Source organism: Paenibacillus sp. SAF-068, assembly GCF_051967555.1.
In the GTDB taxonomy this organism is placed as follows: domain Bacteria; phylum Bacillota; class Bacilli; order Paenibacillales; family Paenibacillaceae; genus Paenibacillus.
On record NZ_JBQCJX010000001.1, the window covers coordinates 1,351,259 to 1,363,739 of the forward strand.

The window sequence follows — 12,481 nt, forward strand, 5'->3', positions numbered from 1 at the left end:
AAGGAAATCAGGAATCAACCTTGAATTAGTTCAAACTATAACGTTTTAAAGGGAGAGAGAGCCGATGAAAGCAACAAAGGCAGATATCAACTGGTTGGGAGACGTAAGTGTATTTGAGGTGAACCGTCTTCATGCCTATTCCGATCACCGTTATTACCAAACGATGGAAGAGGCTGTAGGTTCAGGCGCAATGTCCATGCGTTATGATCTGAATGGAACCTGGAAATTCAACTATGCGATTCGTCCAGACAGTCGTTCTGAGTTTTTCTATACATCCGATTTCTCCAGTGAAGGCTGGGATGATATTGAAGTTCCGGGGCATATCCAACTTCAAGGATACGGACAGATTCAATATGTAAATACACAATACCCTTGGGATGGCTTGAACGACATTCGTCCACCAGCATTGCCACAGGATAAAAATCCTGTTGGAAGTTACATTCGTACATTCCACCTGCCGACAGGTTGGGAGTCGAATCCGGTATATATTTCTTTCCAAGGAGTAGAGTCTGCATTTTATGTATGGCTTAATGGACAATTCGTAGGATATGGGGAGGACAGTTTTACGCCGTCTGACTTCGACTTGACACCATTCCTTCAGGATGGAGAGAATAAACTCGCAGTTGAGGTGTATCAGCGCAGCACAGGCAGCTGGCTGGAAGATCAGGATTTCTGGCGTTTCTCCGGTATTTTCAGAGATGTATATCTGTATACGGTCCCTGCTGCACACGTACGTGATGTTCATGTTCGTACAGATCTGGACAAGTCCTATACGAACGGTACATTGCAACTGGATTTGAAACTGGAAGGAAAAGCGGTTGCTGGAGCACGTGTAGAGGCTGAACTTCGTGATCGTGAAGGCAATACCGTTAAAACGTTTGAATCCAAGGTTAACGATGGACAAGTAAGTCTTCGTGAAGATATCGGTACAGTGAATCTGTGGAGCGCAGAGATTCCATACTTGTACCGTCTCTATATTCGGGTATATGATGCTGCGGGCACACTGGTAGAGGTCGTTCCTCAAGCTGTTGGTTTCCGTACATTCGAAATGATTGACAAAGTAATGCACATCAACGGTAAACGTATCGTATTCAAAGGTGTAAATCGCCATGAGTTCAACCCGCGTCGTGGGCGTGCGGTTACGAAGGAAGATATGCTGTGGGATGTTCGTACGATCAAACAAAATAATATGAATGCTGTACGTACGTCACACTATCCAAACCAAAGTCTATGGTATGAGCTGTGTGATGAATATGGATTGTATGTTATTGACGAGATGAATCTGGAGACACACGGATCTTGGCAGAAACTTGGCGCCGTTGAGCCTTCTTGGGTTATTCCAGGGGACAAACCGGAATGGCATGATATCGTTATGGATCGCGCTGTATCCATGGTGGAGCGTGACAAAAACCATCCGTCCATTCTGATCTGGTCTTGTGGTAACGAATCCCATGGCGGTGAAGTTATCTACAAAGTGTCCCAATACTTCAAGTCGGCTGATCCAACTCGTCTGGTACATTACGAAGGTGTATTCCATGATCGCCGTTTCGATGAGACAAGTGATATGGAGACCCGTATGTATGCCAAACCGGCGGACATTGAGGAATTCCTGAATGCCAACCCGACCAAACCTTATATTAGCTGTGAGTACATGCACGCCATGGGTAACTCTATTGGTGGCATGCACAAATATACGGAGCTGGAAGACAAATACCCGATGTATCAAGGTGGATTCATCTGGGATTACATCGACCAATCCATTTATAAAAAAGATCGTTACGGCAAAGAATTCCTCGCCTATGGCGGAGATTTCGGTGATCGTCCATCAGACTATTCATTCTGTGGTAATGGTATTGTTCATGCTGATCGTAAAGTAACTGCAAAAATGCAGGAGGTCAAATTCCTGTATCAGAACATCAAGCTGTTCCCGGATCGTGAAGGTGTCAAAATCGTGAACGGTAACCTGTTTGCAGATACATCTGCATTGGAACTGGTGTACAGCCTGGAGCGTGAGGGACATGAAGTGCTGCGCGGAACATTGGAAGTGAACGTGGATGCGCAAAGCGAGACAGTAGTTAAGCTTCCGCTGGGTACAGAATCCCTGGTGGGCGGCGAGTACGCTGTGAACACTGCATTTGTGTTAAAAGAAGCTACACTGTGGGCTGACAAAGGCGAAGAAGTGGCATTTGGACAGTTTATTTTCACACAGGATCAAGTAAATGATGCAGTTGAAGTCGACTTGAACCTTGTAAGTGATGTACAGGTGGTTGAAGGTGACGTTAACATCGGTGTTCGTGCTGGCAAAACGCATGCGTTATTCTCCAAACAGTTTGGCACACTGGTTTCCCTGAAATTGTCCGGTCGTGAGACCATTGCTGTACCACCTGCACCGCTCTTCTGGCGTGCAATGACGGATAATGACAAAGGCATGGCGATGGGCTTCGAACTGGGCGCTTGGTATGCCGCGAGCCTGATGCCTCGTTCTGTGGAGTGGAAAGCAGAACAGAAACCGGATCAATACCGGATTGAATTCACGTACAAACTCAACATTTCCGAGGATGTACAAGTCAAAGTGGTGTACACCGTTCATGCAGATGGAAGCGTACGTGTGCATAATACGTACAAAGGTACAGCCGGATTGCCGAACTTGCCAATTCATGCATTGTCCTTCAGAACATCACCTGACTTTGAAAACGTGGAATGGCTTGCGATGGGACCGGAAGAAAACTATGCAGACCGTGCATTTGGCGCACGTCTGGGCATCCATGGCAGCAAGGTTGCGGATACCATGGCTCCATATCTGGTACCACAGGAATCAGGCAACCGCACTGGCGTACGTTGGGCTAAATTGACTGACAACGCGGGACGTGGCTTCAAGATTGAGGCATCCGGAACTCCGGTTGAGCTGAATGTATCACCGTATACCGCATTTGAGCTGGAGAACGCACAACATGCGTACGAATTGCCTCCTGTGCACTATACAGTCGTGACTGTAGCGGGTAAACAAATGGGTGTCGGCGGTGATGATAGCTGGGGTGCTCCGGTTCATCCGGAATATCTGATCCCTTCGGACGGCGAACTGACATTTGAATTCGTTATTCGTGGACTGTAATTCAAGAATCCTAGAAATTAAAGAATGTATTCTATTAAGAACAGAGGTCTTCGCTCATCGGAGGCCTCTGTTTTGTCATGTCAAACGAACAGTTCGAAAGGCATTGAATGAAACCGTTCTCTCTCCAACCTCGTAATGTACGAGACAGGAAACATAAGAGGGGGGATTCAAAATGAGTCGAAAAGCAAAGACAGGGATATGGGTCACGGTGTTGGTCTTTCTGGGCATCATTGTTGGATGTTTCATATGGTATTTCAATACAGCTTCGGGTGAACGCGCACTCAAAACGATGAGATCCAATAACTCGGGCGGCCTGGAGAGGGTTGTTAAAGTGTACAGCAATAATGGTGAATTGATTCAGACCTATGATGGCAAAATTGACGTGGAAGATACCGAATACGGAAATAAAGTATTATTCGATCTGAATGGTAAACGTGTTGTGATCTATAATGCAACGATTGTTGTTGAAGAGAAGTGAAGACACCCTATTGCTTATATGGTAAAATTAAGGAAATGACATAAGGGTCGGGTGAGATTTTTATGGTGGATATGTATCTCATAATCACTGTTGCCATTTTGGGAATGATCCTGTTCTATAGCTTGATCGCCTATTTCTTGATTCGTTTCATTTCGAAAAAAGCATTCAAGCTTACGTTAACCAAATATGAGATGACGGAGATTATGACTTGGCTCGCCGTGCTGTTTATTACCTTCATGATGATTAAGAATGGTTCAATAAATCTTCTCTTGCCGGTTGTTGTACTTATCATTCCATTGATCAATTTGCGAAGGTCTAATCGGAAGCATCGAGAGATGAACTAGTATAGCTTCCTGAGTTTGGTAATACACAAGAATGATAAACATTAGGAAAGGTTGACGGGGATTACATCACTAGTCAACCTTTTTTAGTTGCATTATGAATGTTGAAAATGAACAAGAAGGAGTTTAATGATGATCCTGGGCAAATCAACGGATACTTCCGGATTAACGCGGGTTGACGATCTTTCGGATGAGTTGCAGTCTGTTTTTGATAAAGCAGAAACCAAATATCAAGGAGTTGATATTGAAGTCTTCTTTGTTTTCAGGTGTCTTCCTGAAGAATACGATAGAAGGTCCACGGTTAGACATGTGAAGAAGGAGAATGTCATCTATTTTGATCTGGTGGTCAGTGAGGACCGGTATAAGACATTAAGCAAAACCAAACAACGGTATGCGTTAAGCCATGAGTTCTATGCTTTTTTGAGTGAGAAAATACAGAAGTACAAGATTGAACATCTAAACACAAATGAATTTATCGCAGATATAGGCATGTGGCTAAGGGAGATCGGATGGTTGCAGACCGAAGAGCAAGCCGAAATAAGTGAATTTGAAGAAACATATAACTAACAAAATAAATGAAAATATAAACAACAAAAATAGACCCTCTTTCGAGGGTCTACTTTTCATGGGAGAGGAGAAACCGGACGAAGAGCTTATGGGGAAACGTAAGTCTTCTCCGCGGTTGTCTACGACACTTGTGATGTCGATAATTATAGAATCGCCCGAATGTTTTCTTTTTATACATATGCGTTAACAATTCGTCAACATTTTTCCAAGTCATATCAAGACTGAGTATTTTTCAAACAGAACCCGAGTGTGGTACGATAGCTGTATCAATAAATTTACATAGAGAAAAGGTGACTCGTCAGTGAGAGTGGTATCTGGGAGTGCGAAAGGCAGGCCTCTGAAGGCTGTTCCTGGCACAGGTACGCGGCCGACCACCGACAAGGTGAAGGAAGCGTTATTTAGCATGGTTGGTCCTTATTTTGAGGGCGGTGCAGCATTGGATCTGTTTGCAGGCAGTGGAGGTCTCGGTATTGAGGCACTGAGCCGCGGCATGGACAAGGCTGTTTTTGTTGATTTGGAATCAAAAAGTATTGAAGTTATCCGCATGAATCTGAAGGCGACCAAGCTGGAAGACCAAGCGGCCGTATATCGTAATGATGCAGGTCGTGCATTGAAGGCACTCGCCAAACGAGGCACAACATTTGATCTGGTGTTTCTCGACCCGCCATATCGTATGAAGAACGGACACGAGTTGATGATGACCATGCACGAATTGGAACTTCTGGAACCCGAAGCAACGATCGTGCTTGAATATGAATCCAAACATGATTACCCTGAGCAATTCGGCCCGTTTGAACAAACGCGCAAAGCTGTGTATGGGGAGACGGCAGTATCCATCTATTATTATGCTCCTGAAGCAGTAGAAGATGGTGAATCCATTACACCGGAAGAGGAGGCTCCTCATGACTGAAATGATACATCGACAGGAACGGATTGCCGTATATCCTGGAAGTTTTGATCCTGTAACGATGGGGCATCTGGATATTATCGCCAGAGCATCGAAGCAATTCGATCGCGTCATTGTGGCTGTGTTGAACAATATGAGCAAAAATCCGCTGTTTACGGTGGAGGAACGCAAAGAACTGATTACGGAAGTAACCCGCCATCTACCCAATGTGGAAGTGGACAGTTTCCGCGATCTGACAGCCAATTACGTCCGGCAAAAGGAAGCTCAGGTCATCGTTCGCGGTATACGCTCGGTAACTGATTTTGAATACGAGTTGCAATTGGCATCGACCAACAGCAAGTTGAATCCGGATGCGGAAACGATATTTATGATGACGAATCCGAAGTATTCCTATTTAAGTTCCAGCATCGTGAAAGAGATCGCTCATTATCATGGAGATGTTACAGATCTTGTATCACCTGAAGTGGAAGCTGCGCTTCGTCAGAAAATCAGCGAGAAAACCGGCGGTTAAACCAGAAGGTAAGACCCGATAGACTAATCATGACTGCAAGAAGTAACGCAAGACCCATGCATGCAGCAGGGAAGATGCTCCAAATGGTGTTGATTGTGTATGTGTTACCTGGACCATGTATCCATAGCCAACCGAATGGTGTCGAGAGCCCCTGCGCTGCATTGGTCTGTATTGTGGTCCAGGCTTCTGTGCTATAACGACTGAACGGCATCCATAGGAACAGACTGATGAAAAAGGCGGTTAATCCATGAATCAGACGAACTCCGGCAAAGTACAACATGGATTTGCTGTTTGGACCCGTTGTTTTCAGTACAGCAGAGACTTGCAGATGGGAGCATAAACCACCCCACCCCAGAACGGCTGCAAGCAGAGGTATAAGCAGGGCGGGGGTAAGTGTAGTCTGACTCAAATGATAGGTTCCCAGGTGAAGCTCAAAGAAGGCTGGCCATAGCGCAGCAGAGGACCCTGGCGTCAGATAAAGGGAGACCAACCGGATAAACACGGCAAAACCGATCATGTATCCTCCAGTCATCATCAAGGTCTGCACAGCTTGGGATACGGTGTCACCGAGCAGTTTGCCAAACCCTCTTCCATCACGACTATGGGCTTCCCTTGCTGCAATCGTCATTTCAGACCACATACTGCGTCTTTTGAACGTAGAGTGTTGAGGTGCAGATGAGCGACTTATGGAACTTGGAGGACTTGCAGACTGAGAATCAAGAGAGCTGTCATTTGCTTGCACGGCTGTCGAGCCAACCTTGTCTGTCTGGTTACCCGGTGCAGGCAGGAGACGTGTGGCCAGAATGGCGGCGATCCAGCCGCTAATCCAGTGGACCACGAGTAAAAAATATCCGGCCGCTGGCTGGTGGAGAAATGCAGCACCGACGACCAGTATGATCATCATTGGATTGGCAAAATGAGATGCCGCCGCAAGGACAACCGCCTGCTTGGCGGTAATTTGTCTATCCTGAAATAAACGGGATACCGCATCTGCTCCTGCGGGGAATCCGCCGCACATGCCAACGGCAATCGCCAGACCTGCGTTGCCTGGAAGTCTGAACCATCGTTGCATTAACGGTCCGAGCAAGGCGCCGATCGCATGGGTGAAGCCAAACGCAGTGAGCATTTGGGATAACATGAGGAACGGGAGCATGGCAGGGAAGATAATTTTCCACCATATATCCAGGCCTTGAATAGAGGCATCAAACGCTTCTTTGGGGGACGCCACTACTGCAATGACCAACATTAAAGCGCTAGTACTTAGGATTATCGTTCGTAACGGGCCAGTATCTCTAACCTCGCTCTGTAATGTCATCGTTTCACCTCATATCAGATAACGCCCATTCGGCATTTGAATCGTTATGGACGGCCGAATGACGCCCGAAGGGCGGTTCGGCCTTGGCCGGACAGGCTATTGTATACAGCGGCCTATCCGGCCTGTACCATTGTATGCACAGGGACCAGAGTGTTAGACTTGAAATAAATGTACAGCTTATATAGAGATACAAAGAACGGAGGCTCATGCGATGAATCGGATTCGGAAATCTGGCGGATTCAGAGCTTCGATCTTTGTGATCGTGGTGGCTCTGGTCGTCTATGTTGCCGTGTACATGCCAACGCCGTATATCATATATATGCCTGGCAGTGCAGATGAAGTAAAACCAATGGTAACTGTGAAGAGTGGGGACCAGGAGGAACGCGGTGTGTTCATGATGACGACCGTGTCGGCAACATATGCCAATGTGTTTTTGCTAGGAACCTCTCTGTTCAATAAAAATGCTCAAGTGGATAAAAAGGAAGACCGACTGCGCGGCAAAAGCGAAGCGGAATACTCTGCCGAACAGGTGTGGTTCATGAGTGATTCACAATCCTCCGCAATGGAGGCCGCATATGAACAGGCGGGTGTGGCTTACTCTATTGTACCTGAGCATATCTTTGTATTTGGACTGTCCGAAGACCCCAAACCGGAGGGCGATATTGCCCCGGGCGATATTATTCTGGGCGTAAACGGGACAGCTACGCCGGATAATACGGTGCTTTCTGCCCAGTTAAAAGATAAGAAGGTCGGAGATACAGTCGAAATGCAACTGGAACGTGGTGGAGAGACCATTAGCCGGGACGTGAAACTGATTCAGGTCAAAGACAATAAAACAGGTGAAACCCGCCCGGGACTCGGCGTAATGATTGGTGCGGTTCAGAAGGTGAAAGCCGAAGATCCGAATAAACAGATTTCTTTCACAGATACTCAGGTGGGGGGTCCGTCTGCGGGCTTGATGTTTACGTTGGAGATCTATAACCAGTTAACACCTGGAGATCTGACCAAGGGGCATCGAATCGCGGGTACAGGTACCATTACCAAGGACGGTACGGTGGGTGCCATTGGGGGTGTCGTGCACAAGATTGTAGCCGCTGACCGAAAGGAAGCGGAGATCTTCTTTGTACCGAAGGATAACTATAAGGAAGCAGCAGCCAAGGCTGAACAGATCGGCACCAAAATGAAGCTTGTGCCTGTGAGCACGGTGGATGATGCACTCGCTTATCTGAAGACGTTGTCCGTGAAATGATAGGATTATGGACGTGCGGGAAGTGATCGAGTTGAATTGAACCCGGATGGATAAAGAACGGATGAAATCAGAATAATTGATTACAGTGAAATGAAGTGAATTGTAATCAATAGAAATGAGAGTATCAGCAGATTCAAAGGGTGTAAGTGAACCAAGAGAATCAAGCTAAATAAGGAAGTTAATGAGAGAATCCCCTTGTTGCGATGTGCCTGGGCGGCGCGCAGCAAGGGGGTTTTTAGTTGTATAGTTTAGTGTCCAATAATCGATATGAACGATCTGTTTGATGATGGAATGAAAAGCTTATTAAGATTAAAGCATATGGTCAAAAACGGATTACAGTCTCACAGGCGACTCATAGTAATCACTGAACATCCTGCGTGTGTCCCCATGCTCGCAAGCGAGCCCATAAGCAACCTGGGCTTGGATATCCAGTTCAAGTTGATTGTGAGTGAACGTCGAAGGTCTTAACACAACAGGCAAGGACGCTGTCTTCTTCATCCGTTTAAGCAGGCTCTGCCCCTGAGTATTGAACCCGAGGACTCGGAGATACCCGGGTCCGTCAGCCAATTGCTCTGGTGAACACTCGACTTTGGTGTGATTCAGGAGCAGGTGGGCGAGCATACGCTGGAGTTTGGTGCGTGTGTAACGTTTGGTCTTCAGTGCATTCAGGAGTGCTTCGACTGAAGGCTCCGGGAGCTGAGCGAGTGCGCGGCTCAGTCGATGTTCGAGGCCTTCCGTGACTTCGGCGATGCGTTCCAGCTCGGAGGCCCGGCGGGTGGCCGCAAGGTGCAACAGCGGCTGTGCAAAGCGCTCCCAGTGTATGGGAGCGCGCCCCTCTTGCCATTCGCGATGCAGAATGGCAAGAGTTGCCGCCGGCACGTATGGCGCGGCGGCATCGGGTCCGTCCGCCATCAGCAGGCGGCGGACGGCTGTGGCACTGGCGATCGCCCCCGGCCCGGGCGTCGCCTCATGATACGCGGCACCGGTACGCGCCGCCGTAAAGGGCTGAATCGCGCTGCCAAGTCGTTGCAGCGCGATCAGGTAGTGCAGCCCAAGCGAATTGTTGGGCTGCTCCAGCAGTGCGGCGGCGTCGTGAGCATCGACGCCGCCGGGCGCCAGCGCTGCCGCCGCTCCTGCGTACGCGGCGGGATAGCTGGCGCCTTCCCGCAGGCGGTGCGCGATGTCCTCGCGCATCCCTGCGGGCTCCACAGCCAGCACGCGCGCAATGCGCTGCAGGCTGTCCAGGTCGCCGGACTCGCTGCCGAAGCAAAGCGAGTCCACAACGCCGGTGCGGTGCAGCAGCGATACCGCACCGAAGGCAAACCACTCCGCCGGTTGCACAGCATAAGCCACCGGCAGTTCAAGCACGAGATCCGCTCCTGCGTGCAGCGCCATCTCGGTGCGTGCCCTTTTACCCACGATGGCGGGTTCGCCGCGTTGGAGAAAAGGGCCGCTCATGACTGCAACAACGGCGTCTGCGCCGCTCAGCCGCCGAGCTTCCTGCAAATGATAGACATGCCCATTGTGCAAGGGGTTATATTCAACAATGACGCCTACGGCTTTCATGATTAGACGTGCTCCTTTCAATTGCATAACCGATTATGTATCACAATCATTCCATCATAGGGGATGTCATGTATTAGATCAAATCAAGCACCAATACAGACCAGAAAAGGCACGAATCCGACATCAACGGATGTCAGACTGTGCCTGCAAATTTATTGTATAAAACGCTTATACGTTTTCCGGCGCGGGAGAAAGACTTACTTTCGGCCCGAAAAATTCATAATGAATGTTGTCCGCTGCAACACCAAGCGCCTGAAGCTCTGTATACACTGATCGCATGAACGAAACTGGGCCGCATAGATAATAGCTGGCATCCAGTTCATCAATCACTTGGCGAAGCCAGGCCGCATCCATATACCCTTCCTTATGGAAAAACTCACTTTCACGATCAGAAACAGCAGGTTGAGTATAACAATAATAAGCTTTAACCCCCTGATTACATTCGGCCAGACTGTTCACATGATCACGGAACGCGTGAGATTGACCATTCGGACTTGCATGCAAAAATGTAATTGTGCGATTTTCGTTCAAGTTAACCAGCGTATTTAACATACTGATCATGGGTGTTAGACCGACGCCACCACTTAGGAGAACAACAGGACGTTTATCGTCCGTATTCAGCGTGAAGTCGCCGGCAGGGGCGGATAGTTCCACTTGACTGCCTTCTTCAATGTGATCGTGAAGATATGTGGATATGACTCCATCAGGACGTTCTAATCCACCTAGCTCGCGTTTAACGGAAATGCGATAGTAAGGTTTACCCGGGCTATCTGAAAGGCTATACTGACGAATCTGGGTAAATGACTGTGCCTCTGGTTTGATTTTGATACTGATGTATTGTCCCGGTTCATAGCTTGCAATGGGCTGACCATCATCCGGAACGAGGTAAAAGGACGTGATGACTTCACTTTCCTGCACTCTTTTGGCGACCTTGAAGGTGCGAAATCCTTCCCAGCCACCCGTCTGGCTTTCCGCTTGCGCATACATGTCCTGTTCGATCCCGATAAAGGCGCCTGCAATGACATTGTAGGCCTCACCCCATGCGGTGATAATTTCATCCGAGGCCGCGTCTCCAAGGACATCTTTGATGGCTTGCAGCAGATAGGTACCGACAATCGCATATTGTTCCGGAACGATACCCAGGCTGCGATGCTTATGTGCAACTTGTCGAACGGCAGGCAGGATGGAAGTCAGATTGTCGATATGAAGGGCAGCGGTGTATACCATATTGGCAAGGGCCGCTTGCTGCCGTCCCTGCTTCTGATTTGCATGATTGAAAATATTTAGCAGTTCCGGATGAGCTGTGAACATCGTTTCATAGAAATGGCGTGTGATCGCTTCGCCGTGGACTTCAAGAACGGGGACTGTAGATTTAATGACTTTAATGGTGTGCTCGCTTAACATACATTTTCCCTCCCGAGTGGATATGAGATGATTGGATATAAACGGTTATGGAGCTGTTCGTGCTTCGTTTTATAGCAAGTATAGGGAGAGAGCAAGAGGGTCTGTGTGATATAGATCACACTAAACGTTAACGAAATGTGACCGGTGTTTGCAAGCAACTGCAACTGAAATGACGACTTGTAGTTTATCTTGAAGTGAGTCTATAATAGACCAGATGGAGTAAACGGCTGTGTGGTCCGTGGTTTTAAAAAGGGTGTAAAGTTAAAAGTGTTGACAAACGTCTTGAAAAATCGGTATAATGATTTTTGTTTGTTAAGTCAATTTCATAATACTTTTAACGATGAAACGTCAGAATACATACAGTCAGGATTTATTGCTTTACAAAAGCAGGCTTGACCTGTATAACTGTCGTGATACGTTTGACATGAATTATGAAATTGGTTTCGTTTGGAGTGATGGAAATGTTAATGCCATTTCGCAAAGTGGCTACCAGTGATGGTCCCCTGAAGTTTAACGAACAATGGGATATCAAGGAACTGGTTTCTAACCGACAAGATATCACAGCCGTTACCCCCCTGACTGCGGACTTATCTGCAGAAATCAGAGAAGGTGACGTTGTGGATGTTCATGGCAAGCTGACAGTAGGAGTGGACATGTTATGCTCCCGTTGTCTTAAGCCGATCAATGAACATTTTCATATTGATTTTCATGAGCAATTCAAGCAGGGAAAACAGCCAGAGGAATTACACGAAGACGACGATACGCTCTATGTGGATGGGGATAGCGTTGATCTGAAAGGTTATGCCGAGGAAGCTTTTCTGCTGGATCTTCCGTTTATACCGCTATGCAGCGATACATGCAAAGGGTTATGCCCTAAGTGTGGCCATGAGCTGAACGAAGGTGACTGCGGTTGTGATAACCAGGTTATCGATCCGCGGCTTGCAGGGCTCAAGGATTTTTTTAAATGAGCATGATTGAAAATCGAACGTAACAACTACCTGCAAAGGTTGATTTTGATAAGGAGGTGGGAA

General features: G+C 47.6%; 11 protein-coding genes. 8 read left to right on the plus strand and 3 right to left on the minus strand.

Annotated elements, in window-relative coordinates; genetic code table 11:
* The first annotated feature begins 64 nt into the window (after positions 1 to 64).
* From ACTHPG_RS05975 to coaD, 6 genes are all read left to right on the plus strand, one after another.
* Positions 65 to 3,112, plus strand: coding sequence for a glycoside hydrolase family 2 TIM barrel-domain containing protein (locus ACTHPG_RS05975; protein WP_440388224.1), 3,048 nt, complete (start codon positions 65 to 67; stop codon positions 3,110 to 3,112).
* A gap of 172 nt (positions 3,113 to 3,284) precedes the next feature.
* Positions 3,285 to 3,590, plus strand: a complete 306-nt coding sequence (locus ACTHPG_RS05980; protein ID WP_062833752.1) for a hypothetical protein — start codon at positions 3,285 to 3,287, stop codon at positions 3,588 to 3,590.
* A gap of 62 nt (positions 3,591 to 3,652) precedes the next feature.
* Positions 3,653 to 3,934, plus strand: coding sequence for a hypothetical protein (locus ACTHPG_RS05985; RefSeq protein WP_440388225.1), 282 nt, complete (start codon positions 3,653 to 3,655; stop codon positions 3,932 to 3,934).
* Positions 3,935 to 4,060: 126 nt separating this feature from the next.
* Positions 4,061 to 4,498, plus strand: coding sequence for a hypothetical protein (locus ACTHPG_RS05990; protein ID WP_440388226.1), 438 nt, complete (start codon positions 4,061 to 4,063; stop codon positions 4,496 to 4,498).
* Positions 4,499 to 4,799: 301 nt separating this feature from the next.
* Complete coding sequence (gene rsmD / locus ACTHPG_RS05995; protein ID WP_440388227.1) at positions 4,800 to 5,408, plus strand: 16S rRNA (guanine(966)-N(2))-methyltransferase RsmD; 609 nt, start codon at positions 4,800 to 4,802, stop codon at positions 5,406 to 5,408.
* Position 5,409: 1 nt separating this feature from the next.
* Positions 5,410 to 5,916 (plus strand): pantetheine-phosphate adenylyltransferase, encoded by a 507-nt coding sequence (gene coaD / locus ACTHPG_RS06000; RefSeq protein ID WP_085981453.1) that lies wholly within the window; start codon positions 5,410 to 5,412, stop codon positions 5,914 to 5,916.
* On the opposite strand, the gene ACTHPG_RS06005 is transcribed toward coaD, so the two are convergent.
* The gene (locus ACTHPG_RS06005) at positions 5,894 to 7,231 is read right to left on the minus strand and encodes a nucleoside recognition domain-containing protein (RefSeq protein WP_440388228.1); all 1,338 of its coding nucleotides are present in this window, start codon (positions 7,229 to 7,231) and stop codon (positions 5,894 to 5,896) included. The two genes, coaD and ACTHPG_RS06005, sit on opposite strands and share 23 nt — an antisense overlap.
* 211 nt (positions 7,232 to 7,442) lie before the next feature.
* On the opposite strand from ACTHPG_RS06005, the gene ACTHPG_RS06010 reads away from it, so the two are divergent.
* Complete coding sequence (locus ACTHPG_RS06010) at positions 7,443 to 8,480, plus strand: SepM family pheromone-processing serine protease (protein WP_440388229.1); 1,038 nt, start codon at positions 7,443 to 7,445, stop codon at positions 8,478 to 8,480.
* Positions 8,481 to 8,813: 333 nt separating this feature from the next.
* Here the strand turns inward: ACTHPG_RS06010 and ACTHPG_RS06015 are convergent, their stop codons facing one another.
* Together ACTHPG_RS06015 and hmpA are read right to left on the minus strand one after the other, a co-directional pair.
* A complete protein-coding gene (locus ACTHPG_RS06015; protein WP_440388230.1) occupies positions 8,814 to 10,046 on the minus strand; it encodes a nucleotidyltransferase in 1,233 nt (410 codons plus the stop codon).
* A gap of 168 nt (positions 10,047 to 10,214) precedes the next feature.
* Entirely contained in the window at positions 10,215 to 11,450 is a 1,236-nt protein-coding gene (gene hmpA, locus ACTHPG_RS06020; protein WP_440388231.1) for an NO-inducible flavohemoprotein, read from the minus strand.
* Positions 11,451 to 11,911: 461 nt separating this feature from the next.
* Between hmpA and ACTHPG_RS06025 the strand changes: the two genes are divergently transcribed.
* Positions 11,912 to 12,418 carry a YceD family protein gene (locus ACTHPG_RS06025; RefSeq protein ID WP_440388232.1) on the plus strand — a complete coding sequence of 169 codons (507 nt, stop codon included), beginning with the start codon at positions 11,912 to 11,914 and terminating at the stop codon, positions 12,416 to 12,418.
* The last annotated feature ends 63 nt before the right edge of the window (positions 12,419 to 12,481 follow it).

Excerpts from the sequence above, each read along its gene's own strand:
- coaD (WP_085981453.1), top strand. The coding sequence starts at position 5,410 with ATGATACATCGACAGGAACGGATTGCCGTATATCCTGGAAGTTTTGAT.
- ACTHPG_RS06005 (WP_440388228.1), bottom strand. The coding sequence starts at position 7,231 with ATGACATTACAGAGCGAGGTTAGAGATACTGGCCCGTTACGAACGATA.
- ACTHPG_RS05975 (WP_440388224.1), top strand. The coding sequence starts at position 65 with ATGAAAGCAACAAAGGCAGATATCAACTGGTTGGGAGACGTAAGTGTA.
- ACTHPG_RS06010 (WP_440388229.1), top strand. The coding sequence starts at position 7,443 with ATGAATCGGATTCGGAAATCTGGCGGATTCAGAGCTTCGATCTTTGTG.
- ACTHPG_RS05990 (WP_440388226.1), top strand. The coding sequence starts at position 4,061 with ATGATGATCCTGGGCAAATCAACGGATACTTCCGGATTAACGCGGGTT.
- ACTHPG_RS05980 (WP_062833752.1), top strand. The coding sequence starts at position 3,285 with ATGAGTCGAAAAGCAAAGACAGGGATATGGGTCACGGTGTTGGTCTTT.
- ACTHPG_RS06015 (WP_440388230.1), bottom strand. The coding sequence starts at position 10,046 with ATGAAAGCCGTAGGCGTCATTGTTGAATATAACCCCTTGCACAATGGG.
- ACTHPG_RS05985 (WP_440388225.1), top strand. The coding sequence starts at position 3,653 with ATGGTGGATATGTATCTCATAATCACTGTTGCCATTTTGGGAATGATC.
- ACTHPG_RS06025 (WP_440388232.1), top strand. The coding sequence starts at position 11,912 with ATGTTAATGCCATTTCGCAAAGTGGCTACCAGTGATGGTCCCCTGAAG.
- hmpA (WP_440388231.1), bottom strand. The coding sequence starts at position 11,450 with ATGTTAAGCGAGCACACCATTAAAGTCATTAAATCTACAGTCCCCGTT.